This window comes from Beijerinckia sp. 28-YEA-48, from assembly GCF_900104955.1.
Classification (GTDB): domain Bacteria; phylum Pseudomonadota; class Alphaproteobacteria; order Rhizobiales; family Beijerinckiaceae; genus Terripilifer.
Genome location: NZ_FNSI01000001.1, coordinates 2,084,744 through 2,110,045 on the forward strand (window position 1 = coordinate 2,084,744; position 25,302 = coordinate 2,110,045).

The window sequence follows — 25,302 nt, forward strand, 5'->3', positions numbered from 1 at the left end:
ATCCCCGACAGCCGCGTAGCGGCTGAGCGGCAATGACAACAGCGAGTGTGCTCAGCTTTCGCCCAACAACGTCGTCACGAAGCGTTCGATGTTCTCGTGCTGACGCGCGCGGCGCAGACGCTCGGCGAGCAGGATGGCTCTGACTTCGGCCAGGGCCTGCTGAATGTCGTGATTGACGATGACATAGTCATACATCGGCCAGCGTTCGATCTCGTGGCGCGCATTGTCGAGGCGGCTGGCGATGACATCGGCCGGATCTTCGGCGCGGCGCTCAAGGCGCGCGCGCAATTCCTTCATGGACGGCGGCAGGATGAAAATGGTGACCACATCGCGTGGCGCGGTCTTCTGCACCTGCTTGGTGCCCTGCCAGTCGATGTCGAACAGCATGTCGCGGCCTTCCGACAAACGTTCTTCGACTGGCCCTCTAGGCGTGCCGTAGAAATTGCCGTGCACCTGCGCCCATTCCAAAAGGTCCTTGTCCGCCAGCATCTTTTCGAACTCGGGCTTGCTGACGAAATAATAATGCACGCCTTCGAGCTCGCTGGTACGGCGGGCGCGGGTTGTCACCGAGATCGAGAGCTTGAGATTGAGTGCCGCATCCTGCAGCAAAAGCCGCGTCAGCGTGGTTTTGCCGGCGCCGGAAGGCGACGACAAAATCAACATCAAGCCGCGTTGCTTCGTTGCGCCCGTCATCGCGGTCTCGTCTTTGGGTTGCGCGCGCATAAATTCTCTCACTCGGCTTCTCTCATTCGATGTTCTGAACCTGCTCGCGCATCTGCTCGATTTCGACGCGAAGGTCCATACCGATCGTCGTGAGCGTGCTGTCGTTCGATTTGGCGCACAGGGTATTGGCTTCGCGCGCGAATTCCTGGGCCAGGAAATCGAGCTTGCGGCCAACGGGCTGATCGGACCGCAGCAGCTCGTGCGCCGCGGCGACATGGGCGTTCAGACGATCGAGTTCCTCGCGCACATCGGCCTTGGCGGCCAGAAGAATGGCTTCCTGATGCAGCCGCGCCGGATCAAGCGCCGGTGAAGCGCCGGCGAGTTCGGCGATCGAACGCGCCAACCGCTCGCGCACCGCCTGCGGCGCGCGGCCGGGACATGTTTCGGCGGCCTGCACGAGGCCCGCGATCGTATCAACACGGCGCGTCAGCACGTCCTGAAGGGCAGCACCTTCGCGCGCGCGCATGTCGACCAGCGACGCCAGCGCCGTCGCCAGCGTCGCCAGAGCTTCCGCATGGGCGAGCTTCATGGTCGCTTCATCGTCTCCGGCCTCGACCACATCGACGATGCCGCGCAGGGCGAGCAAGCCGTCGAGGGACGCGGGACGCAGGGTTGAGGTGGTGGGCAGTTCGGCGAGCGCCGCCTGCAGGGCGCCTAACGCCGCGTGATTGATTCTGATTTCCGGCTGCGCCGCATCGCGCTGCGCCGACAACGTGGCGTAGCAGGTGCCGCGCGCCAACTTGTCGGCAACGGCGGCACGCGCTTGCTGCTCGATTGCATCGAAAGCCTGTGGCACGCGCACGCGCACGTCGAGCCCCTTGGCGTTGACCGCTTTGATCTCCCAAACGAAACGCCAGGCGCCGCTGGCTCCGGCGGCTCTGGAAAATCCAGTCATGCTTTTAAGCGTCATTGAAGCCCGTTCGCGATCACGAAATGCCGGACGAATGCTCCGACGATGGCGCGACCATACAGATCACGGTGGCCAGCCTCAATGCCAGAGCTTGGAGCGCCTTGCAGTTTGATGGGTTCATCAAACGCCCAAAAGACGCATCAAAACAAACATCACAGGCAATTTGCTCTAGGGCACCGTCTTCATGGCAGGAACGGTTTTCGCCGAATTCAGATCCCAGCTGGTGTTGCGCAGCGGATCGAGCTTGGTGCCTTCCGACGCATCGAAGGCGCGGGCGCGCATTGGCGCGGTGCGCAGCGGCGGCGTTTCCTGCACGTCTTCGGGATTGTTTACGAGCGTCGGCGCGTCGGTCGGCTGGCCGAAGCGGGCCATACGCGCTTCCTGATCGGCACGGCGCGCGGCCGACAACGGAACCACGGTCATATCAGCGCTACCGGCACCGGCGGGCTCATCGACAGGTCCATCGAGAAGCGACGCGGAGGGAGCATCGTTGACGCCACGGATGACGAGCTGATCAAGGCCCTGGCCCATGGCGAAGCCGGAGAAAGCGGACGTGCCGGCGGGCAGAGCCGCGGCCTGCTGCGGCGCGGGTTGCTCGACCACTGGCGGCGGCGCCGGCTGGCGCGCGGCCTGCTGCCGCTGATTGCGCGCGCCCCGCGCATCGGACGGCGGCATCAGCGAGACCACGGGGCCCGCTTCCATGGATGACTTCGGCGCCGGTATGGCGGCAACGGAAAGACCGCCGAAAATCGGATCCTGCGGCAGATCACTGCGCCGCGCCGGCACGGGCCGCACTGGGGTCAGCGGCATTTCCGTCGTCGTGGTCGAATCATCAGGATCGACGCGATCGACATCGGCCGGCGGCGTCGCCCCCGGAGCGACCTTGGTCTTCATGTCGCGTTCGATCTCGCGCCAGCGCGCGACATTGCGATTATGCTGATCGAGCGTTTCCGCAAAGGCGTGGCCGCCGCTGCCATTGGCAACGAAGAACAGATCACGGGTCTTCGACGGATTGGCCACCGCCTCCATCGCGGCGCGGCCCGGATTGGCGATCGGCCCCGGCGGCAGGCCATCGATGACATAGGTGTTGAACGGTGTCGGCCGCGTAATTTCGTTGCGTTGGATCGGCCGGCCGAGCGTGCCCTTGCCGCCAACGATGCCGTACACGATCGTCGGATCGGACTGCAGCTTCATGCGGCGCTGCAAGCGATTGTGGAACACGGCGGCGACGCGCGTGCGCTCGTCGGCCCGGCCCGTCTCCTTCTCGACGATAGAGGCGAGCGTCACCAGTTCATATTTCGATTTCAAGGGCAGATCGGTGGCGCGACGGTCCCAGATCTGGTCGAGCAGTCGATTTTGATCGGACTGCATCTTCGCCAGCAGCACGCTGCGCAGCATGCCGCGCGTCACCCGATAGGTGTCGGGCATGATCGTGCCTTCGCGCGGAATGTCACGAATGTCGCCGGCAAGGACGTCGTTGTCGCGCAGACGCTGGACGATCTGCTCGCTGGTCAGCCCTTCGGGGACGGTGATGGAGTGGAGGATCTGTTTGCCCGACACCAGAATGTCGATGACCTGCTGCAGGCTGACACGCTGGGGAAAGAGATATTCGCCGGCTTTGACGTCACGCCACTTGCGTTCGACCAGAAGCGCCGCCTGCATCAGCGTCGGCTGCTCGATGACATTGGCTTTCTCAAGCTGGTCGATGATTTCGCGGACTTCGCTACGCGGCGGAATATAGACCGCGCGATCGACCTCCAACGGGCCAGGCGTCTCCAAACGTTTGCTGATCGAAGCCATGCCGCCGATGCCGATCAACGAGACCAGCAGCAGGAACGACAGGAAACCACTCATGCGTGACAGGATCGGGCGGCGCTGGCTTTGCGGCTTGCCTTCCGGCGGCGGTGGAGCCGCTTCCGGCTGCAGCGCTTCGCTGGGCGTCTGCAAGCCACGACGGCGCCCGAAGAATCGGGCGCGCTCGCGCTCCGGTTGCTCGCCGGCACCGTTTTCGGTCGGTTGCCCTTCCGACATATCTACTCCGATCCACGCTGCGACCTGCGATCAGGGACGAATGTCCGCATGATCGACAGGGCTAGCCTACCTTAGAACCGATTATGGCGAAATAAGGTATCCACAGGTCAAAGGCCGGAAATTAAACATGACATTCCCGGCCGATAGCTTAATGCACCCGGCGGAAAATCACCGACGCATTGGTTCCACCAAAACCAAACGAATTCGACAGGGCGATGTTGATCTCCCGCGGCCGCGGCTTGTGCGGCACGAGGTCGATGGGCGTCTCGACCGAGGGATTATCCAGATTCAGGGTCGGCGGCGCGATATTGTCGCGGATCGCCAGCAGGCTGAAAATGGCCTCGATCGCGCCGGCGGCGCCCAGAAGATGGCCGGTCGCCGATTTGGTCGACGACATCGACACCTTGCTGGCGGAATTGCCGACGAGCCGCTGCACCGCGCCCAGCTCGATTTCGTCGCCTAATGGCGTCGAGGTGCCGTGGGCGTTGATGTAATCGAGATCGGAGGCGGCAATGCCGGCCCGCTTGATCGCCATCGACATGCAGCGGAAGGCGCCGTCGCCATCCTCGGCCGGAGCGGTAATATGGTATGCATCGCCCGACAGGCCGTAACCGATCAGCTCGCCATAGATTTTCGCGCCGCGCGCCTTGGCGTGCTCGTATTCCTCGAGCACGACGCAACCGGCGCCCTCGCCCATCACGAAGCCATCGCGATCCTTGTCGTAAGGCCGCGACCCCTTCTCAGGCTGATCGTTAAAACCGGTGGATAAAGCGCGGCAGGCGGCAAAACCAGCCATGCCGATGCGGCAAACGGCCGATTCAGCCCCGCCAGCCACCATCACGTCGGCATCGCCGAGCGCGATCAGACGACCGGCATCGCCAATAGCATGGGCGCCAGTGGAACAGGCGGTGACGACCGAATGGTTCGGCCCCTTGAGCCCGTGCTGGATCGAGACATAGCCCGAGACCAGGTTGATCAGCCGGCCGGGAATGAAGAACGGCGACACGCGACGCGGGCCGCGCTCCTTGAGGATCAGCGACGTTTCGTAAATGCCATTGAGGCCGCCGATGCCGGAACCGATCAGCACGCCCGTCGCGATCTGATCTTCATAGGCTTTCGGCGCCCAATCGGCGTCCGCCAGAGCCTGGGTCGCAGCAGCGACGCCATACAGGATGTAATCGTCGACCTTGCGCTGTTCCTTGGGTTCCATCCACTCGTCAGGATTGAACGTATGCTCGGAACCATCGCCACGCGGGACCTCGCAAGCGATCTGGCACGGCAGATCGGACACCTCGAATCTCTCGATTCGGCCAGCGCCGCTCTTCGAAGCCAAAATACGCTTCCAGGTCTCTTCCGCACCGTTGGCCAACGGCGAAACCATACCAATTCCGGTTACGACGACGCGCCTCAAGCCTCATCTCCCCAATACTTCAATGCGTTCCACAGAACATCATGCCCGAACACGGGCGGAACGAACAGCACAAGACAAAAGGGCCGGAAAGCCCGGCCCTTTCATGAATCGCCGAGACGGCAGCCACGTGCCCGATTGCTCAGGCCACGAGACTTAGGCCGACTGGGCCTTATCCAAGAACTTGATGGCGTCGCCGACCGTCACGATCGTCTCAGCGGCATCGTCGGGAATCTCAACGCCAAACTCTTCCTCGAAAGCCATCACGAGTTCGACAGTGTCGAGTGAGTCCGCGCCGAGGTCATCGATGAAATTGGCATTGTCGACTACCTTATCGGCATCAACACCAAGATGTTCCACAACAATCTTCTTCACGCGCTCGGCGACATCGCTCATTTTCAAACTTCCCCGTTAATTTCAGAAACTGTCTGGCGACCTGCCCATCAACCGACCCGCGAAACCAAACGCGTCGTCAGCCAATCCGATCCGCCATTACCTTAACCGGCCTCATCTGTCCCGCGGGACGATCCTTCTAACAAAAGTTGTGGCGCCTGTCTTGAGAGGACAATGCACCGCCAACCAGACCGGCGGAATTGCGCGCTCGTAGCATACTTCGTTTTCCAAGGCGAGAGGCGGCGCAAATTAGAGGGCAGCTCGGCAATATCGAGTATTACCGAGTTAAATCATAGCCATACCACCATTTACGTGCAGGGTTTGGCCCGTCACATAGGACGCTTCGCGGCTTGCTAGATAGATAACAGCGGCGCCAATGTCGTCTCCTTCGCCGAGTCGGCCGGCCGGAATGCTGGCCATGATCGCCTCTTTCTGCTTGTCGTTGAGCACCTCGGTCATCGGGCTGCGGATGAAGCCCGGGGCGACGCAATTGACCGTCACGGTGCGGCTGGCGACCTCGGCGGCGAGCGATTTGGTCATGCCGATCATGCCAGCCTTCGAGGCGGCGTAGTTGCCCTGGCCGGCATTGCCGGTGACGCCGACGATCGAGGTGATGGAGATGATGCGGCCAAAACGGCGCTTCATCATGCCACGCAGCACGGCGCGCGAGAGCCGGAAAGCCGAGGTCAGATTGACGGCGAGCACCGTGTCCCAGTCCTCGTCCTTCATGCGCATGAACAGGCCGTCGCGGGTGATGCCGGCATTGTTGATGAGGATATCGACCTGCCCCATCGCTTTTTCGGCCGCCGGCACCAGCGCCTCGACCTGCTCCTTATCGCCAAGGTTGCACGGCAGGACATGGGTGCGCTCGCCAAGCTCGCCGGCCAGCGCCTCAAGCGCCTCCGTGCGGGTGCCCGACAGGCCGACCACCGCGCCTTGGGCGTGGAGCGAGCGAGCAATGGCGCCGCCGAGACCTCCGGTGGCGCCGGTCACCAGCGCGTTCATGCCGGTCAGGTCGAACATGGGATACTCCTTAAATGGATACAGGAATCGAAATGGGTCCCGAGATCGTTGATGATCAAGGACGGCGCGACTTGAAGGTCTCGATATCGACCGGCTGGCCAATGGCAATGCCCGACGCGCCTTCGGCGATGCGCTTGACCAGGCCCGACAGCACTTTGCCGGCGCCCAGTTCGTAGAAGGTGGTGATGCCTTCGCTGGCCATATAGGCCACCGATTCACGCCATCTGACGGTGCCGGTCACCTGCTCGACCAACCGGGCGCGGATTTCATTGGGATCGCTGATCGGCGCTGCCAGCACGTTGGCGACAAGCGGCACTTTCGGCGGACGGACGGTGACAGAGCCCAGAGCCTCGCGCATCGCCTCAGCAGCGGGCTGCATCAACGCGCAATGGAAGGGGGCCGACACCGGCAGGATCAAGGCGCGGCGCGCGCCCTTGGCCTTGGCGATTTCGACGGCGCGCTCGACAGCGGCCTTGTGGCCGGAGGCCACCACTTGTCCACCGCCATTGTCATTGGCGATCTGGCAGACTTCGTTCGGGCCGGCCGCTTCCGCAGCCACGGCCACGCCGGTTTCGTAATCGAGGCCGAGCAGCGCCGCCATGGCGCCCTGCCCGACCGGCACGGCCTTCTGCATGGCATCGCCGCGCTGGCGCAGCAGGCGCGCCGCGTCAGCCAGGGTGAATGTGCCAGCGGCGGCGAGCGCCGAATATTCCCCCAGGGAGTGGCCAGCAACGAATTGGGCGTCACGCGCCAGATCGAGCCCGGCTTCGGCCTCCAGCACCCGCACCACGGCGAGGCTGACGGCCATCAGCGCCGGCTGGGCGTTGGCGGTCAGGGTCAGTTCCCCTTCCGGCCCCTCGAACATCAATGTCGACAATTTCTGCGACAGCGCCTCGTCGACCTCGGCGAAAACGTCTGCGGCCTGCGGAAATGCGTCGGCGAGCGCTTTGCCCATGCCGACGGCCTGCGAGCCCTGGCCCGGGAATGTAAATGCGATGCTCATGCTTTGTCCCCAAAAGTCCGCTGCGAGTGGCATCGCAGGCCGGGTCAAGTCAAGGCGGCGAGCCGGGCGACGTCAATGCGCCGGGCCGCTTAAAATAATTCTGCCCTCTATAGTTTACTTTTAGAAATACACCCTCTAGTCTCCTATCGTCGGCGCTGGGAGGACATGGCGGCGGCGGAGGGACGGCTCAACATGCAATTGAAAGTCGCAAGCATCGCGGAGGCGACGGCGCGGATAAAGGCCATCGAACTGGTCGATCCATCAGGCGCATCCCTACCCGCATTCGCCGCTGGCGCTCATCTCGACATCGACATTCCCCAGATCGGCGATGGCGAGGCGCGCTCTTATTCGCTCATCAACGATCCACGCGAAACGCACCGCTATGTCATTGCCGTGCAGCGCGAGGAAAACAGCCGCGGCGGCTCGGAATGGATCCATGCCCATCTGCAAACGGGCGACATTCTCGAATCATCGCCGCCGCTCAACAATTTCGCGCTCAATGAAGCGGGCGAGCATCATCTGCTCATCGCCGGCGGCATCGGCGTGACGCCAATTCTCGCTATGGCGCGGCGGCTGGCGGCGCTCCAGGCGCCGTTTCACATCCATTATTGCGCGCGCAGCCGCGACATGGCCGCCTTCGTCGAAACATTCGAAGCGGAATTCCCCGATCGCTTCACCCTGCATCTCGATGGCGGCGATCCGGCGCGCGGGCTCGACGTGGCAACCCTGCTGCAAGACCGCACCTCCGGTGGACATGCCTATGTCTGCGGGCCAGCCGGGCTGATCCGCGCGGTGCGGGAGACGACAAGCCATTGGCCGAAAGGCAGCGTGCATTACGAATTGTTCCGGGGCGCGGAGGATGACACGGCGCCGCGCAGCTCCGATGCGCCTTTCGAGATCGTCCTGCAGCGCAGCGGCAAACATTTCACCGTGCCGGCCGACAAATCGATCCTCGATGTGCTGAAGGCTGAAGGCTTCCGCATCAAGACCCTGTGCCGCGAAGGCGTATGCGGCACCTGCCGCACCAGTGTCATCAGCGGTGGCGTCGATCATCGCGACGACGTGCTGACCGACGAGGAACGCGAAACCGAGATGCAGGTCTGCGTGTCCCGCGCCCTGCCCGGCCAGACGCTGGTGCTCGACCTTTAGCCGACCACTGCATTCATTTGTACCAAGCATTCAAGGAGGGAACCCATGACAGCCGTACAGCAAGTCGCCGATATTGTTGCCGAACCGATCATCCAGCCGACATCCATCGTCTGCGGCACATTCGTCACCAAGGATCTCTCGCGTGCGCGACGCATGTGCGAGAACGTCCTCGGGCTTGAATGCGTCAGCCCCGAGCCTGGCGTGCTGCTGGCGCGCGAACGCGGCCACAAGCCGGGCGAGGCCCTGCATGGCAAGCCTTATTGGGTGCTGGAAGCCCGGCAAGCCGACACGATCGACGTGCCGCAAGAGATGCTCAACCACTGGGGTGTGCTGGTCGAGAGCCAGGCGGCAGTGGACGAGGCGCACAAGCGGGTCGATGCGGCCAAAGCCGAATATGGTCTGGGCCGGGTGCAGAAGCCGCGCTTCCGCCATGGCTCCTATGCCTTCTACTTCGTCGATGCCGACAGCAATTGGTGGGAGGTCGAGTATCGCACACACGAGCTGCTCTACACCTCGATCCGCGATCGCGGCGACCAAGTCAAAGATTGAACCGAGCAAGACTGAACAGAGCCTCAGGAGAGAACCCCATGACCGCGACACAGCCGCTTATCGCTACGCAATCCTTCTCCCACGGCACGGTCGAATGCGCCGATATGGCCAAGACACGCCGGTTCCTTGGCCAGTTCCTTGGCATCGACGTGGTGCGCCCCCTGCCGGAAGCACAATATCTGTGGAAGGGCGGCCCCTGGTCCGTCGTCTGCGTCTGTGTCGAGGGCGATGCCAAGATCCAGGGCCAGCAGAACCACTTCAAGCTGTCGGTGCGCACCACCGCCGAGGTCGATGATGCCTATGAAGCGGCCCAGGTTCACCGCGAAGAGTTCGGCATCCGCGAGATCACCCCGGTCAGTAACGACGGGCCTATCCGGGCCTTTCGCCTGCTCGATCAGGACGGCTCATGGTGGGAGATCACCACGCTGAACCAGGCCCATTACGACGCGCTGTTCGAGAAGGGCGACCATCTACCGGCTTGATCGTCTTCATCAATCACGCGCTCTGATTGCCTTCACTGATCGCTTTTGGCCCGATATATGCCTTGAATCACCATAGATGGCATTGCATGGCCTGGCATCCGCACGGCACAATGGCCATCTTGCGCGAAGAGATTCGCGCAAGCGATTCGCGCCCGCGGGCGCATGGCGATCAGGACTGAACGATGGGCGACATACCCGGAAAAGGCTGCGGCGCCTGCAATTTATGCTGCAAGATCTTGGTGATTGATCACTTCCAGAAGGATGCCGGCATCCTGTGCAGCAATTGCGTGCTCGGGGTCGGCTGCAAGATCTATCTGAAGCGCCCCGAGGTCTGCCAGGACTTCGAATGCGATTGGAAGATGGAGCGCTCGATCGGCGCCAACCTGCGGCCCGATAAGGTCGGCACCATCTTGATGGAAGACGACGAGTCCGGTGAATACCAGGCCGTGGTCGATCCCTCGACGCCGTTCGCCTGGCGCAACCCGCAGATGTTCAAGTTCCTGGTCATGAAGGCCAAGGAAGGCCGCACGGTGGTGGCCAAGTCCGGTCTGAAGTCCTGGCGCATCTATCCCTCTGGCGAGATTGGCGTCTGGGCCGGCTGATCAGCGAGTTCTCAAGCGCTGTAGCGCTTTGCCATTTGCCTTAAGGCAAATGCCGCAATGACGTGCACCCAGGCAAAATTGCGTTTCTCTCGAAACGCAATTTGCTCCAGCCAGCTTCGCGCCTATTTTATCTTGAGCGCCTGCCGGATGGCGGGGACCCATTTTTCATAGTCCGATTTCATCAGCTGCGTCACTTGCGCAGGGGTCATCAGCTGGATGTCGAAGGCATCGCGCTTGAGATGCTCCTCCAGCGGCGACTGTTGGATGATCCGGTTCAGTTCCGCGTTCAGCTTTTTGGTGATGTCGTCGGGAAGACCGCGCGGGCCGGACAGCGACAGCCAGACCGTGGTGACGACGTCGGGATAGCCCTTTTCCTTGAAGGTCGGGATCGCAGGGAAGTCGGAAATCCGCTCGCCTGAGGAGACCGCGATGGGAATGAGCGTCTTCGCGTTGATATGCTCGCGCACGGTCGACCAGGTCAGACTGCCCATCTTGACGTGACCGGCCACGAGATCCGCGACGGCGCTGCTACCGCCCCGGTGTGGAATGTGAACGAGCTGGATTCCGCTCCTGGCGGCAAAGAACTCGGCCACGGAACCGCTGCCGGAGCCGACGCCCGGCGAGACATATTGAATGCCGTCCGGCACGGTTTTGGCCCAGGCCATGAAGTCTTCGAAGGTCTTCACCCCCGTCGAGGGATGAACGACGAAGGCACTGGGTGAACCGCCGATATAGGCGATATGGGTAAAGTCGCCGATCGGGTCGAAGCCGATATCCTTTTGCAAAGCCGGCGCCAGAATATTGGTCGCCATGCCGGTGATCATCAGGGTGTGGCCATCGGGCTCGGCTCGCACCAGGGCTTTCGAGGCGATGACACCGCCGCCGCCACCTTGGTTCTCGACGAAGAACTGTTGCTTGAACGTATCGCTGAACGATTGCGCGATGATGCGCGCGACAATGTCCGACTGCCCCCCCGCGCCGAACGGCACAATGATCTTGACCGGGCGTGAGGGCCAATCAGCGGCCGTCGTGCTGACCGCGACCATCGTCGTGAATGCTGCAACGAGCAGCGCCCTTACCCCCACCATCGCTTCCCCTCCAATTGCCGGCTGCCCTATCGACGAGGGCGCTCGGGACAGTGTTGAGCGGCGCGAATCCGATCAACGCCGCCGCTGTGTCTTTCAGCAAAATTGGCGATAAGGGTTTGAAATGTAAAATATTCTTTTCATTCCAGTCTGGAATATAAAAAGTTTCTTGGGCTCACACTGCCCAGGGCGGCGTGAACGGCGCGGCGTCGCCCACGCGCGCCAAGCCACCGACCGGCAGAATGGCCACGGCCTCGAAGGGCTCGGCGCTTTCATTCGCCAAGGCAAAATCCGTATCCGGCGGCACGATGACCGCGGCACCCGCCGAAAAATCGAACTGCTCGCCGCCGAGCGTCACCCGCGCCCGCCCTGCCAGAGCCACCAGAACCTCCTCGCGCGTCAGCCGATGGGTCACCGCCTTGGTGCCGGCGGCAATGCGGACCCGCCAGACGCTGGTCTCGCGGGCACCCCGACTCGGTGCGGCAAGACCGGTGAATTCGGCGCCGTGCATTTCAAAACGCGGGGCGGCTTCGGCGGTGATGAGACTCATGATCGTCGCTCCTGTATTTGCGCACTTGTCCATTTGCGCGCTTGGCCCTGGCGGGTTAAGCAGGCAAGATAGTCTAGTTCATTGACCAATTATGACCCGCAGCGACATTAGTCAAGATGGTTGACGAAAAACTTCCTGAGCTGATCGATCACCTGGGCTGGCGCCTCTGGCGGGCGGCACGCCTGTGGAAGGCGGAATTCGATAGCCGGATGAATGCGCGCGGTCTCTCCTGGTACACGGAGGGGCGCGCTTCGATGATCGCCCAGATCGGCGACAACGGCATTCGACAGAGTGGCCTGGTGCGCCGTTTAGGCCTGACAAAACAGGCAGTTCAACAGATCATCGATGAATTGGCGACCGAAGAGATCGTGTCGCGCCGGCCCGATCCCAGCGACAATCGCGGCCGGATCATCGCCCTTACGCCCAAGGGCATCGCCGCCGCCCATGCGGCGAACGAAGTGAAGCGCGAGATCGAGGCGGCCCAGCGCCAGCAGCTTGGCACCGCCCGTTTCGATGCGCTGATGGATACGCTGCGCGACCTGGCGCCGGATGCGGGCGAAGATTCGGCCTGATCGCGCCGTTTTCGCCCCTCCGTTGCTTGCATCGACAGGGAATCCGTGTAGAAAGCGCGCTTCGCAAAGCTTCCGGCCGGGGGCTGAACGGAAGGCTGCACCCGCAGCAGGAGGTCTCCCTCCGTCTTCCCGTGTCTCCGCCTTCGATTGCGTTCCGTCGGGCCTCTCTCCGGGCTCGAAGGGCTCCGCGCCGGAAATTGCGAGTAAAAGAGAAAGGCAATCAGATGGCTCTGTACGAGCACATTTTTCTTGCCCGGCAGGACGTGACGGCCCAACAGGTCGAAGGGTTCACCGAGGCATTCAAGACGATTATCACCACTGCCGGCGGCACCGTCGGCAAGGTCGAATATTGGGGTGTCAAATCCCTGACCTACCGTATCAAGAAGAACCGCAAGGCCCACTTCACCCTGCTCAACCTCGACGCGCCCCCGGCCGCCATCACCGAGATGGAACGCCAGATGGCGATCAATGAAGACATCCTGCGCTTCATGACCATCCGCGTCGAAGAGCTCGAGGAAGGTCCGTCGGCGATGATGCGCAAGCGCGAAGACAGCGATCGTGACGATCGCGGCGATCGCCGTGGCCCGCGCCCCGACCGTCCGCCCCGTCGTCCGCGTGATGACGCCCCTGCCGCTGAAGGAGGCGCTTTCTAATGGCTACCGCACCGCGCCGTCCGTTCTTCCGTCGCCGCAAGACCTGCCCGTTCTCGGGCCCGAATGCGCCGAAGATCGACTACAAGGACACCCGTCTGCTGTCGCGCTACATCTCCGAGCGTGGCAAGATCGTCCCGTCGCGTATCACGGCCGTTTCGGCCAAGAAGCAACGTGAGCTGGCCCAGGCCATCAAGCGCGCTCGCTTCCTGGGTCTGCTGCCCTACGTGATCAAGTAAAACCCAGCGGCCGCCCTTAAGCGGCCGCCAGTTGGGCGCGACGGCTAAGCCGATCGCGCCCTAACCGCCAAGGATGCGGGACAGCGCGCTTCATGATTTCTCGTATTGCCATAGCCATCGGCGCCGGCCTCGCAGCCGCCCTGCTCTTTTACATTCCTGTAAAAGGCTCGGCCCTGGCGATGATCCTGGCGATCTTCGCGGCTCTGCCGATCATGATCGCCGGACTGGCCTTCAGCCCATCCGTGGCCTTTGGCGCCGCTTTCGCTGGCACCGCCGCGCTGCTTCTGGCGCTTGACGAAATTTTCGCCGCCACTTTCGCCCTCACCGCTGCCTTTCCCGCCTGGTGGCTGACCCGCCTCGCCTGGCTGGCTCGCCCCGCCGCGAACGGCGAATCTGGCGCCACCCCAGATGGTCTCGTCTGGTATCCGCTCGGCCAGCTCCTGGCCTGGATCACGGCACTGGCCGCCGCCATGTCGATCGCCGGCATTTTGATGGCCTGGTACCGTTTTGGCTCCTATGACGCCTTTCTCGAGGAAGCGTCGCGGCGCATGCAGCCCCTCATCGAGGCGATCTTCAGCCGCGGCGGCAGCAGCCTGCCCGCCGGGCTCGACGCCGAAGGCTTGGCCCGCGTGTTCGTGCTGGCGATGACACCGATCTTCGCCGCCTGGACGGTGGCGACGACAGCGCTCAATCTGTGGCTGGCCGGACGGGTCGCCCGGATGTCGGAGCGTGGACGCCCCTGGGTCAATGTGCCGGAAAACCTGGTGCTGCCCCGCACGACGCTTTACGCGCTCGGCGCCGGCGTCATCCTGCTGCTGCCGGAAGGATTTTTGCGTATCGGCGGCTATGTCATCCTGGCGTCCATCAGCATCGCGCTGGTGCTCCAGGGCCTCGCCTCGCTGCACTATGCCTCGCGGCCATCGCGGGTGCGCTCGACCATGCTCACCCTGCTCTATGTTTCAATGTTCATCCTCTTCCCGCTGCCGCTCCCGCTTCTCGCGGTCGTCGGGCTTGTCGACATGCTCATGAGCATCAGAAAACGAAGCAACATCCCGCCGGCCTCCGGCGCACAGACCACCTAAGGAGTATTCAACATGGACGTCATTCTGCTTGAACGTATCGCGAAGCTCGGCCAGATGGGCGAGCAGGTTCGCGTCAAGAACGGCTATGCCCGCAACTTCCTGCTGCCGCAAGGCAAGGCCCTGCGCGCCACCGAAGCCAACAAGAAGCGCTTTGAATCGCAGCGCGCCCAGCTTGAGGCCCGCAGCCTCGAACAGAAGAGCGAAGCCGAGAAGGTCAAGGAAAACCTCGACGGCAAGACCTTCATCGTCATCCGCCAGGCGGGTGAAACCGGCCAGCTCTACGGCTCGGTCGCGACGCGCGACATCGCCGATGCGATCACCGCCGGTGGCATCAGCGTCCACCGCAACCAGGTTGTCATGCTCACCCCGATCAAGAGCATCGGCCTGCATCAGGTGCCGGTGCACCTGCATCCGGAAGTCGAAGCTTCGATCACCCTCAACATCGCCCGTTCGCCGGAAGAAGCCGAGCGTCAGGCCCGTGGCGAAGAGCTCGTCACCCGCGAAGAGACGAGCATGGAATCGCTCGGCCTCGAAGTCGGCGCGGCGCTGGCCGAAGCTGGCGGCGACGACGCCTAATTTTTCGACTCACGTCGAACACAACGCCCGCGCCACAAGCGCGGGCGTTTTTCGTTGCGAAACCTTGGTCCCGGGAGTCAAGAACACGGCGGGCTTATATTTTTACCCTGTGAGAATCGGGCACGGCTGCCAGACCGTAGGGAATCATTTATGCTTAGCCTCGCGCCCCTGCCGTATTTGTGTCACTCCTAATGCTACCGGCAGAACGGCGCTTTAGATCGTCGCGCCGGTGCGTGGCGTCTCTTTCACATTGCAGGAATGAATGGCTGCCGTCGGTCAATTGGCGGTCCGTTTCGATGCGTCGACGGACCAAGCAGATTCAATAAACTTCCGTACCGCCCCGCATAATGTGGAGGCCGAACAGGCACTTCTGGGTGCTATTCTCGTCAACAACGACGCCTTCGATCGCGTCTCGGATTTCCTGCGCGCCGAGCATTTCTCGGAAGAGCTGCATCGCCGTGTCTTCGAGGTTTCGGCGCAACTGATTCGCGCTGGCAAGCTCGCCTCGCCCGTCACACTGAAGACCTTCCTCGGTGATCACGATCTCGGCGGCGTCACCGTGCCGCAATATCTGGCCCGTCTCGCGGCCGAAGCCACGACCATCATCAACGCCGAGGATTACGGCCGCACGATCTACGATCTGGCGATCCGCCGGAACCTGATCAACATTGGTGAGGAGATCGTCAACGTCGCCTATGACTCGCCGGTCGATGCATCGCCACGCGTGCAGATCGAAGAGGCCGAACGGCGGCTCTACGAAATCGCCGAACAAGGCCGCTATGACGGCGGCTTCCAGAAATTCTCCGACGCGCTCACCCATGCCATAGACCTGGCCGCCAAGGCCTATGAGCGCGACGGCAAATTATCGGGTATCTCCACCGGCCTCACCGAACTCGATCACAAGATGGGCGGTCTGCAATCGTCCGACTTGATCGTGCTCGCCGGCCGTCCTGGCATGGGCAAGACGGCACTGGCCACCAATATCGCCTTCAACGTCGCGAAGGCTTACGAATATGACGTCAAGCCCGATGGCTCGCATGTGGCGCGCAACGGCGGCATCGTCGGCTTCTTCTCTCTCGAAATGTCGTCGGACCAGCTCGCCACTCGTATCATTGCCGAGCAGTCGGGCGTGCCCTCCTACAAGATCCGCCGTGGCGACATTCAGGATCAGGAATTCCATCGCATCTCGGAAGCCGCGCGCGCGATGCAAGCGGTGCCGTTCTACATCGATCACACCGGCGGCATTTCCATCGCCCAGCTCACCGCGCGCGCCCGCCGCCTGAAGCGCCAGAAGGGCCTCGATCTTCTCGTCATCGACTACCTGCAACTGCTGTCGGGCTCGAAGTCGAGCAACAGCAACCGCGTGCAGGAATTGACCGAGATCACCACCGGCCTAAAGGCCCTGGCGAAGGAATTGGCCGTTCCGGTCATCGCGCTCTCGCAGCTCTCGCGCCAAGTGGAAAACCGCGACGACAAGCGGCCGCAACTGTCCGACTTGCGCGAATCCGGCTCGATCGAACAGGACGCCGACGTCGTGGTCTTCGTTTATCGCGAGGAATATTATCTCAAGAACCGCGAACCGCGCGCCGGGACCGAGGAACATATCAACTGGATGGCCGAGATGGAGCGAGCCCATGGCCGCGCCGAAGTGATCATCGGCAAGCAGCGCCATGGTCCAACGGGCACGGTCGACCTCGCCTTCGAGGGCGAGCTGACACGCTTCGGCAATCTGGCCCGCGAGGATTCTCTCCCCGAACGGATGTGATATGGCTGCGGCGATGACCCGCTCGCCCCTCACCCCATCCATCCCCGCCGCAGAAGCGCTGGCGACCCTGCATGTCGATCTCGACGCGCTGGTCGCCAACTGGCGCCTGCTCGCCGCCCGTGCCGCGTCGGCGGAATGTGCCGCTGTCATCAAGGCCGACGCCTATGGCATCGGGATCGCGCCAGCAGCCCGCGCGCTTGCAGCCGCCGGCTGCTGCACCTTCTTCGTTGCCCATCTCAGCGAAGCGCTGCGCGTGCGCGAGACCGTTGGTCCTGGTTTGACGATCTATGTTCTCAACGGGATCCTAGACGACACCGAAACCCTAGCCGCGCTGGCGCATGACGACATCCGGCCGGTGATCGCCTCGCCAGAGCAATTGCGCCTCTGGACCGGCTATCATCCCCGACATGGCGCGCGGCCCGCCTGCGCCGTGCAGATCGATACGGGCATGAACCGTTTCGGCCTGAGCGTGATCCAGGCCGAAACCCTGGCTGAGAAAATCCGCGATCTATCGCCGGCCCTGGTCATGACCCATTTCGTCTCCTCGGAATATCTCGACGATCCGTTGAACGAGCGGCAGATCGAGCGGTTTGAACGGGCGACAGCGCGCCTGCCGGGCATTGCCCGCAGCATGGCCAATTCGTCGGCGATCTTTCTGCCGCAACGGCCGTTCTTCGATCTGGTGCGGCCGGGCTATGCGCTCTATGGCGGCAATCCCTTTCCCGATCAGCCCAATCCGATGCGGCCTGTCGTGCGCCTGAGCGCGCCGATCCTGCAAATTCGCGACATCGAGGCCGGCGAGACCGTTGGCTATAATGCGCAATGGACGGCGAAGCGCCGCTCGCGCCTGGCCGTGATCGGCGTCGGCTATGCCGATGGCATTCCGCGCAACGCGATGGCGACCGAAGCGCAAGCCGGCGGCGAAGCCCTGGTGCTTGGCACGCGCTGTCCTTTCGCCGGCCGTGTCTCGATGGATATTATCGTTCTCGATGTCACCGACGTGACGGACCCGGCGCTGGCGCCGGGCATCGAGGCTGAACTATTGAACGACGTCATCACCGTCGATGATCTGGCGTCGCGATCAAAGACGATCGGCTACGAAATCCTGACATCGCTTGGGCGGCGCTATCACCGGGTCTATGCGCAGAACGATCTAGATCACCGCCCTTGACGAGCGCCCCTCCCCGCCATCAGACTTGAGCCCAAGGCCGGCGCAGAACCGGCAAGGCCATTTTGGTCAGATGCGGGAGGGTTGATATGCGGTCCCTGCGCTCGATGATGATCTACGCCGTTGCTGCGGTTCTATGTTCAGCGTCCCTGGCTTTTTCCCAAGTTCAGACCGGCCCGACCGATATCGGCGGCACCGTCACCGGGCCCAAAGGTCCGGAAGCCGGCGTCTGGGTGATCGCCGAAACGCGCGATCTGCCGATCCGTTTCATCCGCATCGTCGTCACCGACGATCAAGGCCGCTATCTCGTGCCTGATCTGCCGAAGGCCACCTATGACGTGTGGGTGCGCGGCTATGGTCTGATCGATTCCAACAAGATCAAATCGGACCCAGGCCAGATCGTGAATCATACGGCAGTGATCGCGCCGACGCCGCAAGCAGCGGCGCACTATTATCCGGCGATCTATTGGTACTCGATGCTGAGGCTGCCGCCGGCGGATGCTTTCAACGGCAAGTCAGATGACATCCCCGCAAAAGTGTCCCTGGGCTATTGGCTCAACGACATCAAAAACAACGGCTGCATCGGCTGCCATCAGATCGGGCAGCTCTCGACGCGGACGATCCCACAGGAATTCGGCACGGGCGCCGACGGTTGGATGCGCCGCATCCAATCGGGCCAGGCTGGCGAATTGATGGTCAACATCATGGCCGGCGAACTGGGCGGCGCGCCGTTCAAATACTTCGGCGACTGGACCGACCGCGTGGCGAAGGGCGAATTGCCGGCGACACAACCGCCACGCCCGCAAGGCGTCGAGCGCAACATTGTCGTCACTTTGCGCGACTGGATGAACGAGAAACAATATCTGCACGATCTGATTTCGAGCGACCGGCGCAATCCGACCGTCAATGCCAATGGGCTGCTCTACGGCTCGCCGGAATATAGTTCCGACGACATGCCGATCATGGATCCGGTGCGCAACACGGCAACATCCTTCCATCTGCCAACAACACCCGGCACGCCGGAGGCGCTCGGCCCCGGCCATGCGGCGATGAAGGAACCGCTGCAAGCCTCGCACTATTGGGGCATGGAGAAGATCTGGGACACCAAGGCCAACAACCACAACAGCATGTTCGATGAGAAAGGCCGCTTGTGGCTGTCGGCAACGGGACAAGGGCCCGACAATCCCGACTTCTGCAAGAAGGGCTCCGATCATCCGTCGGCGAAAGTGTTTCCGCTCGAACGCAGCAACCGCCGCGTCACCGTGTTCGATCCGAAGACGCAGAAATACACAGCCATCGCCACCTGCTTCGGCACCCATCATCTGCAATTCGGCTATGACGCCAACAACACCTTATGGACGTCGGGCGGTGGCCCCGTGGTTGGCTGGATCAATACCAAGATGCTGGATGAGACCGGCGACCAGGTGAAGTCGCAAGGCTGGACGCCGCTGATCCTCGACACCAACGGCAATGGCAAACGCGACGATTATGTCGAACCGAACCAGCCCATCGATCCGACCAAGGACAAGCGCATCGTCGCTGGCTTGTATGCGGTGATGCCCAATGTCACCGACGGTTCGGTGTGGGGCACCTATCGCTCTTATCCCGGTGCGATCGTGCGCCTCAACCCGGGCTCCGATCCCAACACGACGCTGGCTGAAATCTACAATGTGCCGGCGCCGGGCTTCGGCGCACGCGGCGGCGACATCGACAAGAAAGGCGTTGTCTGGGTGTCATTGGCGAGCGGCCATCTCGGCGCCTTCGATCGCAGCAAATGCAAAGGGCCGCTGAACGGACCGAAGGCAACAGGCGATCATTGCCCCGAAGGCTGGACCCTCTATCAATATCCTGGTCCAGGCTTTGACGGCATCGGCCGCAACAGCGCCGAGGCGAGCTATTACTCCTGGGTCGATCAGCACAATACCTTTGGCCTGGGCGAGGACGTACCGATGTCGACGGGCAATCTCAACGACGGCATTCTCGCCTTGAAGGACGGCACATGGGTGGTGCTGCGCGTACCCTATCCGCTCGGCTTCTATGCGAAGGGTTTCGATGGACGGATCGATGATGCCAACGCCGGCTGGAAAGGCCGTGGCCTATGGGCTGCTAACGGCGACCGCACGCCCTGGCTGATCGAAGGCGGCAAAGGCTCACGCCCCTTGGCCGCGCATTTCCAGCTGCGCCCCGATCCACTGGCGCGGTGACAGGATGTGTAAAAACCTTGGTGTCATCCCCGACAGCCGCGCAGCGGCTGAGCGGGGATCCAGAGCAAGCGGTAGAATCTCCGGAACAAACACAAGTTCGACACGCGGCACCGCTTTACCGCTCGCTCTGGATTCCCGCTCGCGCCTCCGGCGCGTCGGGAATGACACTGAGAGCTTTTCAACAGCCTGCTCAAACTGCAAAACGCTATAAGAGTTTCAGGCCTTCGATTTAGCCGCTACGGCGTTCAACTCGATGCGCATGCCTGGTGCGACGAGCCCGGCAACGATGAGGCTGGCGCGCACCGGATAAGGCGCGGAGAAATAGTCGCTGTAAATCTTGTCGACCTTGGCCATGTCGGCGACATCGATGAGATAAATGGTGACCTGCAAAACATCGGCGAAAGAGCAGCCGCCGGCGGACAGCGCGCGACCGAGATTATCCAAGGTCAGCCGCGTCTGCGCTTCGATCCCGTCTTGCAGGATCTTCCCCGTGGGATCGACCGGGCCGTGGGTCGTGAACAAAAACCCGCCATGCTGCATCGCCCAGGAGAAGGGCTGAGGCGGCGTCGGCAATCCGGTTTCGACATGCTGGCCCATCAAGCGTTCTCCACAGCCATCATCAGATTCTTGACGGCGGTCGTTGTCGATTGAAGATGCTCGCGCATCAGTTCGATCGCACGCTCCGGATCGCGCGCCAGCACGGCCTCCATGATCGCCCGATGCTCGCCGTTGATGTCGCGCACAGCGGCCTCGCTTTTCGCGTGGCGGAAGAGACGTATCGAGCGATAGCGCTCGGAATGATCGGTCAGGACATTCCAGAAACGCAGCAGCCATTGCGAACCGCAGGCGGCAACCAACGCGAAGTGAAAGCGGCGATGGCACGTCTCCCATTCGATGACGACGTCGCGATCGTGCAGCCCGGTGGGCAGCGGCGCCTTCGAGAGAAGATGCATCGCGGCGATGATCTCGGCCTCCCAGGCCGCGTCACCGCGCGCGATCGAACGGCGCAGGCACGACGCCTCCACGTCCATGCGCACTTCGAGCAGATCGTCCAGTTCCTCCACTGAGACGCCTGAGACGCGCGAGCCGCGATGGGATTCGGCTTCGACCAATCCTTCGCCCGACAGGCGCGTCAACGCCTCCCGAATCGGGGTGAGGCCTAGCCCGAAGCGTTCCTGGAGATCGGCGGCCCGAAGTCGGTCGCCTGGCTGCAGGTCTCCCCGCAGAATGCCAAGTCTGAGCTGCTTATAGGCAGCGTCGGTCTGCGATTCAGGCACTGTGCTCACAGAATCACCCTTTACATATGAAAGTTTTCATATTTTATATAATCCTGTTCATTTCATGACAAGACACTATCGGGAGTGGTCAATGAGGCAGACACGCAGAACTTTCGCCGCCGGGCTGGCATCGGCCGCATGCGCCATTCCTCTTATGACAAACGCCAAAGCTCAGTCGGCGACGACCATCCGCGTGTCGACCGCTGCCCCGCCGAGCGACTTCCTCAATCGGGCGCTGGAGCGGATGAAGGGCGATCTCGAAGCCGCCAATGCCGGGATCCAGTTCAGCGTCCATCCCGCCTCGACCCTCTTCCGCCAGGGCACGGAAGTTCCGGCGCTCCAGCGCGGCAATCTCGAAATGTGCAGCATGACCACGTTCGAGGTCGCGCAGCAGGTCCCGGAACTCGGCTATTTCAACCGCGGCTATCTCTTCAACGATCACGCGCATCTGCGCCGCGCCTTCGACGGCCCCATCGGCGACGACTATCGCAAGACCGTGGCGGCCCGCATGGGCATCGAAATTCTCGCCACGCATTATTTGGGCACGCGGCAGGTCAGCCTGCGGCAAAAGCGCGGCGTCAAAGGCCCGACCGACCTCTCGGGAACCAAGCTGCGCATGCCGGCCGGGCCGGAATGGCTGCTGCTCGGGCGCACCTTGGGTGTCGCACCCATCCCGCTCGGCATGCCCGAAGTCTATCTCGCCTTGAAGACGGGCACGATCGACGGCCAGGAAAACCCACTGTCGATCTTCAGCGCCGCCAAGCTGTTTGAAGTCTCCGAACAGGTGGTGCTGACCTCCCATGTCGTCCAGCCGGTGTTCTTCGCGATGGCCAAGCCGGTCTGGGACAAGCTCAATCCCGATCAGAAGAAGGTCGTGGAAGCCGCAGCGAAGGCGGCCGCGACCTGGGGCGACACGGCGCGGCTCGACGACGAGAAGACCATCGTCGAAACGATCAAGGGGCGTGGGCTCGTGGTCGAGACACCCGATCTCAAACTGTTCCGCGAGGCCGCCGACCGCGCCTATGCCGGCGCTGAAGCGACCAAAGCCTGGGATCTCCAGGGCCTGAAGCGCGTGCAGTCCGCCTGAACACCGCCGTGACTCCGTCCAGCGCACCAGCCGCGTTCCCACTCCCGCCGACCGTAGCCACGATCCTCTCGTGGCTACGCACGATCGCCAGCTGGATCGCGAACATCATGTTCGCGCTCGTTTTCCTGATATTCAACTACAAGATCATCACCCGCTACATCGGCCACGAAGAGGCGGTGTGGGCGGATGAGGTGTCGGTGATCCTGTTCATCTGGATCATCTTCTGGGTGAGCGCCTTCCTCATTCGCGAGCAGGAGCAGATCAACTTCGATCTGTTCTACCGATGGTTCGACGATCGCGGCAAGCGTGTCATCGCCATCGTCCGGCATCTCTTGGTCGGCGGTCTCGTCATCTGGTCCCTGCCCGGCTCGCTCGACTACATCCTGTTCCTGTGGCGCGAACGCACGCCCGTCCTCGATCTGCGGCTCGACTATATCTACGCCTGCTTCGGCATCTTCCTGATTGCCGTTGCGATCCGCTCGATCACCAGCCTCTTCATCTTGTGCACGCCTTACTGGCGCAGCCGCATCTGATCGCATCCCATGTCGCACGGTCTTTGGATTCTCATCGGCGTCTTCACGCTCGCGGCCGCGCTCGGCGCGCCGCTCGGCTTATCGATGCTCGTCTCCGGCTTCGCCTATCTGATCGTCACCCATCAGGACGTCGGTCTCGTCGTCGACCAAACGATGAACGGGCTCTATAACAGCTATCTGCTCATCGCCGTGCCGCTGTTCCTATTCGTCGCCAATGTGATGAACGCCAGCGGCGTGATCGAGCGCCTTCTGCGGTTCGGCGCCGCGATGGTGGGCCACCTGCCCGGCGGTCTGGGCCAGGTCAACGTCATCTCCAATCTGATCTTCTCAGGCATGAGCGGCAGCGCCGTCGCCGATGCTTCGGGGCCTGGCCTTGTCATCGCGCGCATGATGTCCAAGGACGGCCGCTATCCGAGGGGCTTCGCGGCGGCCACCTCCGTCGTCTCGGCGACGCTCGGCCCGCTGATGCCGACCTCGATCCCGATGATCTTCTACGCCCTGATCGCCAACGCCTCCGTCGGCGCGATGTTCCTGGGCGGCCTCATCCCGGCCATCCTGCTGGCGGGATCGTTGATGATCGTCATCGCCATCATCTCGCGGATCAGGAATTTTCCGCGCGAGGAGCGTGTGAGCTGGTCGGCGATGCCGCGCATCTTCGGCGACGCCGCAGCCCCCCTGGCTTTGCCCGGCATCCTGCTCGGCCTGATCTATTCAGGCATCACGACGCCGACGGAAGCAGCCGCCATCGCTGCCACCTACGCCCTGCTTCTTGCCCTGGTCGTCTATCGCACCCTGCGCCTGCGCCTGCTCTTCACAGTGATCTCCGACACGATCCGCGCGACATCGATGATCGCGCTCATCATGGCCGGCGCCTTTGTGTTCAACTATGCGGTCGCCAACGAAGGCGTGCCGCAGCTCATCCAAGCGACCCTGATCAAGTGGAACTTCTCGCCGACAGTATTCCTGCTGTGCGTCGACGTTCTCTTGTTCATGCTTTGCGTCGTGCTCGACGAGGTGACTATTCTTCTGGTGATCGTGCCGCTGTTGGTGCCGATCGCCCAGAGCCTGGGCATCGATCTTGTTCACTTCGGCATCGTCGTGGTGCTCAACATGATGGTCGGCCTGACCTTGCCGCCGCACGGGCTGCTGCTCTTCGTCATGAGCGGACTGACGGGCACGCCGCTATCGGAAATCTTCCGTGAAGTACCGCCGTTCATCATGGCGACGCTCGGCGTCGTGTTGCTCGTGACCCTCGTCCCTGAAGTGGCGCTGTGGCTGCCGCGTATGGCCGGCTTGATCCACAATTGAGGATGGTTTTGGACACGATCTCGCTGCATGGCTTCACGCTCGAGCGTCAACCTGCACCACCTGTTAAAGCAGCGGAAGCTTATTCGGACACGGCGCTGCGCCTTTCAGCCCAACCGATGCCGGGCATCGTCTCCCATCGCGATATCGCCTGGGGACCGGAGCCCTGGCAGCGCTTCGATGTCTTCGCGCCCGAGGGCGTGACACAGGCTTTGCCGGTCCTGGTCTTCCTGCACGGCGGTGGTTGGGTCGTCGGCTGGAAGGAATGGGGAGGCTTCATGGCGCCCGCCGTCGCGGCCGCCGGCGCCATTCTTGTGTGCCCCACCTATCGCCTGGCGCCAGCCCATCGCTTCCCCGTCAATCTCGAGGATTGTCTCGATGCATTGGCGGCGGTGAAGGAACGGATCGGTGACTTCGGCGGCGATGCCCATCACATCTATGTCGGGGGCCATTCGGCCGGCGGACATCTCGCGGCCATGGTCGGTCTGCGCCGTGACCTTTGGCGCGGCCGCATCGGCAAGGAGCTGCGCGGCATCCTGCCCGTGAGCGGCATCCTCGATCTCGTGCAGGCCAATCCCGCGCCTGAGAGCCTGGAAGCTGCCGTCTACAGCACGGTCCTCGCCAACCCGGCCGATGACGTCGCTGCCAGCCCTGTGACCTATGCGGCGGACCTGCGCATGAAGCTGCTGCTCGCCTGGGGCGAGCACGATTCACAGCGCGTCAAAGCCTCGAACGCAAAGATGGCGGCTGCCCTGAGCAGCATGGGCATATCCTTCGACAGCATGAGGCTCGCCGGGCTCGACCACTTTGATACGCATCTGGTGCTGCAGAATGCCGGCCATCCCTGGTACAGCGTTCTCTCGCGCTGGATCGCCGGGCAGACCTGATCGCGTCGCGCCAATTTTTGCTGCCGCCTCATTGAATACGAAGATACGA

General features: G+C 62.5%; 27 protein-coding genes. 16 read left to right on the forward strand and 11 right to left on the reverse strand.

Features of this window, described 5'->3' with window-relative positions; genetic code table 11:
* Positions 1–51: 51 nt before the first annotated feature.
* The 7 genes from gmk to fabD form a co-directional block, all read right to left on the reverse strand.
* Positions 52–723, reverse strand: a complete 672-nt coding sequence (gene gmk / locus BLW50_RS09835) for a guanylate kinase (RefSeq protein ID WP_244544190.1) — start codon at positions 721–723, stop codon at positions 52–54.
* 22 nt (positions 724–745) lie between these two features.
* Positions 746–1,618 carry a YicC/YloC family endoribonuclease gene (locus BLW50_RS09840; protein WP_348272806.1) on the reverse strand — a complete coding sequence of 291 codons (873 nt, stop codon included), beginning with the start codon at positions 1,616–1,618 and terminating at the stop codon, positions 746–748.
* Positions 1,619–1,801: 183 nt separating this feature from the next.
* Entirely contained in the window at positions 1,802–3,664 is a 1,863-nt protein-coding gene (gene mltG, locus BLW50_RS09845) for an endolytic transglycosylase MltG (RefSeq protein ID WP_090701007.1), read from the reverse strand.
* A 148-nt stretch (positions 3,665–3,812) separates the two neighbouring features.
* Positions 3,813–5,075, reverse strand: a complete 1,263-nt coding sequence (gene fabF, locus BLW50_RS09850) for a beta-ketoacyl-ACP synthase II (RefSeq protein ID WP_090701010.1) — start codon at positions 5,073–5,075, stop codon at positions 3,813–3,815.
* A gap of 153 nt (positions 5,076–5,228) precedes the next feature.
* The gene (locus BLW50_RS09855) at positions 5,229–5,468 is read right to left on the reverse strand and encodes an acyl carrier protein (protein ID WP_090701016.1); all 240 of its coding nucleotides are present in this window, start codon (positions 5,466–5,468) and stop codon (positions 5,229–5,231) included.
* 282 nt (positions 5,469–5,750) lie between these two features.
* Positions 5,751–6,488: a 3-oxoacyl-[acyl-carrier-protein] reductase gene (fabG, locus tag BLW50_RS09860; protein ID WP_090701020.1), complete on the reverse strand. Its 738-nt coding sequence runs from the start codon at positions 6,486–6,488 to the stop codon at positions 5,751–5,753.
* 55 nt (positions 6,489–6,543) lie between these two features.
* Positions 6,544–7,491: an ACP S-malonyltransferase gene (gene fabD, locus BLW50_RS09865; protein WP_090701023.1), complete on the reverse strand. Its 948-nt coding sequence runs from the start codon at positions 7,489–7,491 to the stop codon at positions 6,544–6,546.
* A 165-nt stretch (positions 7,492–7,656) separates the two neighbouring features.
* Here fabD and BLW50_RS09870 point away from each other — a divergent pair, with 165 nt between their 5' ends.
* The 4 genes from BLW50_RS09870 (at position 7,657) to BLW50_RS09885 (ending at position 10,273) form a co-directional block, all read left to right on the forward strand.
* Complete coding sequence (locus BLW50_RS09870; RefSeq protein ID WP_090701027.1) at positions 7,657–8,640, forward strand: PDR/VanB family oxidoreductase; 984 nt, start codon at positions 7,657–7,659, stop codon at positions 8,638–8,640.
* A 45-nt stretch (positions 8,641–8,685) separates the two neighbouring features.
* Positions 8,686–9,189, forward strand: coding sequence for a VOC family protein (locus BLW50_RS09875; protein ID WP_090701033.1), 504 nt, complete (start codon positions 8,686–8,688; stop codon positions 9,187–9,189).
* 38 nt (positions 9,190–9,227) lie between these two features.
* Positions 9,228–9,671, forward strand: coding sequence for a VOC family protein (locus BLW50_RS09880; protein ID WP_090701036.1), 444 nt, complete (start codon positions 9,228–9,230; stop codon positions 9,669–9,671).
* Between the two features lie 182 nt (positions 9,672–9,853).
* Complete coding sequence (locus BLW50_RS09885; protein WP_090701039.1) at positions 9,854–10,273, forward strand: hypothetical protein; 420 nt, start codon at positions 9,854–9,856, stop codon at positions 10,271–10,273.
* A 122-nt stretch (positions 10,274–10,395) separates the two neighbouring features.
* Here BLW50_RS09885 and BLW50_RS09890 read toward each other — a convergent pair whose 3' ends face one another.
* The gene (locus BLW50_RS09890; RefSeq protein ID WP_090701042.1) at positions 10,396–11,361 is read right to left on the reverse strand and encodes a Bug family tripartite tricarboxylate transporter substrate binding protein; all 966 of its coding nucleotides are present in this window, start codon (positions 11,359–11,361) and stop codon (positions 10,396–10,398) included.
* 172 nt (positions 11,362–11,533) lie between these two features.
* Positions 11,534–11,908, reverse strand: coding sequence for a cupin domain-containing protein (locus BLW50_RS09895; protein WP_090701044.1), 375 nt, complete (start codon positions 11,906–11,908; stop codon positions 11,534–11,536).
* Between the two features lie 116 nt (positions 11,909–12,024).
* On the opposite strand from BLW50_RS09895, the gene BLW50_RS09900 reads away from it, so the two are divergent.
* The 8 genes from BLW50_RS09900 to BLW50_RS09935 all read left to right on the forward strand — a co-directional run bounded on the left by BLW50_RS09900 (position 12,025) and on the right by BLW50_RS09935 (position 20,164).
* Positions 12,025–12,480: a MarR family winged helix-turn-helix transcriptional regulator gene (locus tag BLW50_RS09900; RefSeq protein WP_090701047.1), complete on the forward strand. Its 456-nt coding sequence runs from the start codon at positions 12,025–12,027 to the stop codon at positions 12,478–12,480.
* A gap of 224 nt (positions 12,481–12,704) precedes the next feature.
* Positions 12,705–13,133, forward strand: coding sequence for a 30S ribosomal protein S6 (rpsF, locus tag BLW50_RS09905; protein ID WP_090701050.1), 429 nt, complete (start codon positions 12,705–12,707; stop codon positions 13,131–13,133).
* Entirely contained in the window at positions 13,133–13,369 is a 237-nt protein-coding gene (gene rpsR, locus BLW50_RS09910) for a 30S ribosomal protein S18 (RefSeq protein ID WP_090701054.1), read from the forward strand. The genes rpsF and rpsR overlap by 1 nt, the downstream gene beginning before the upstream one ends.
* A 92-nt stretch (positions 13,370–13,461) precedes the next feature.
* Positions 13,462–14,451 carry a YybS family protein gene (locus BLW50_RS09915; protein ID WP_090701058.1) on the forward strand — a complete coding sequence of 330 codons (990 nt, stop codon included), beginning with the start codon at positions 13,462–13,464 and terminating at the stop codon, positions 14,449–14,451.
* A gap of 12 nt (positions 14,452–14,463) precedes the next feature.
* The gene (gene rplI, locus BLW50_RS09920) at positions 14,464–15,027 is read left to right on the forward strand and encodes a 50S ribosomal protein L9 (protein ID WP_090701061.1); all 564 of its coding nucleotides are present in this window, start codon (positions 14,464–14,466) and stop codon (positions 15,025–15,027) included.
* A 262-nt stretch (positions 15,028–15,289) separates the two neighbouring features.
* Entirely contained in the window at positions 15,290–16,792 is a 1,503-nt protein-coding gene (locus tag BLW50_RS09925) for a replicative DNA helicase (protein ID WP_090701064.1), read from the forward strand.
* A gap of 1 nt (position 16,793) precedes the next feature.
* Positions 16,794–17,963, forward strand: coding sequence for an alanine racemase (alr, locus tag BLW50_RS09930; protein WP_090701067.1), 1,170 nt, complete (start codon positions 16,794–16,796; stop codon positions 17,961–17,963).
* An 86-nt stretch (positions 17,964–18,049) separates the two neighbouring features.
* A complete protein-coding gene (locus tag BLW50_RS09935) occupies positions 18,050–20,164 on the forward strand; it encodes a carboxypeptidase-like regulatory domain-containing protein (protein ID WP_090701072.1) in 2,115 nt (704 codons plus the stop codon).
* 216 nt (positions 20,165–20,380) lie between these two features.
* Here BLW50_RS09935 and BLW50_RS09940 read toward each other — a convergent pair whose 3' ends face one another.
* Together BLW50_RS09940 and BLW50_RS09945 are read right to left on the reverse strand one after the other, a co-directional pair.
* Positions 20,381–20,761 carry a RidA family protein gene (locus BLW50_RS09940; RefSeq protein WP_090701076.1) on the reverse strand — a complete coding sequence of 127 codons (381 nt, stop codon included), beginning with the start codon at positions 20,759–20,761 and terminating at the stop codon, positions 20,381–20,383.
* Positions 20,761–21,450, reverse strand: coding sequence for a GntR family transcriptional regulator (locus tag BLW50_RS09945; protein ID WP_090701079.1), 690 nt, complete (start codon positions 21,448–21,450; stop codon positions 20,761–20,763). The genes BLW50_RS09940 and BLW50_RS09945 overlap by 1 nt, the downstream gene beginning before the upstream one ends.
* 82 nt (positions 21,451–21,532) lie before the next feature.
* Here BLW50_RS09945 and dctP point away from each other — a divergent pair, with 82 nt between their 5' ends.
* The 4 genes from dctP (at position 21,533) to BLW50_RS09965 (ending at position 25,253) form a co-directional block, all read left to right on the forward strand.
* Entirely contained in the window at positions 21,533–22,528 is a 996-nt protein-coding gene (gene dctP / locus BLW50_RS09950; RefSeq protein WP_170850084.1) for a TRAP transporter substrate-binding protein DctP, read from the forward strand.
* 107 nt (positions 22,529–22,635) lie between these two features.
* Positions 22,636–23,061 carry a TRAP transporter small permease gene (locus tag BLW50_RS09955; RefSeq protein WP_090701085.1) on the forward strand — a complete coding sequence of 142 codons (426 nt, stop codon included), beginning with the start codon at positions 22,636–22,638 and terminating at the stop codon, positions 23,059–23,061.
* A gap of 9 nt (positions 23,062–23,070) precedes the next feature.
* Entirely contained in the window at positions 23,071–24,369 is a 1,299-nt protein-coding gene (locus BLW50_RS09960; protein WP_090701089.1) for a TRAP transporter large permease, read from the forward strand.
* Positions 24,370–24,377: 8 nt separating this feature from the next.
* Complete coding sequence (locus BLW50_RS09965; RefSeq protein ID WP_170850085.1) at positions 24,378–25,253, forward strand: alpha/beta hydrolase; 876 nt, start codon at positions 24,378–24,380, stop codon at positions 25,251–25,253.
* Positions 25,254–25,302: the final 49 nt, after the last annotated feature.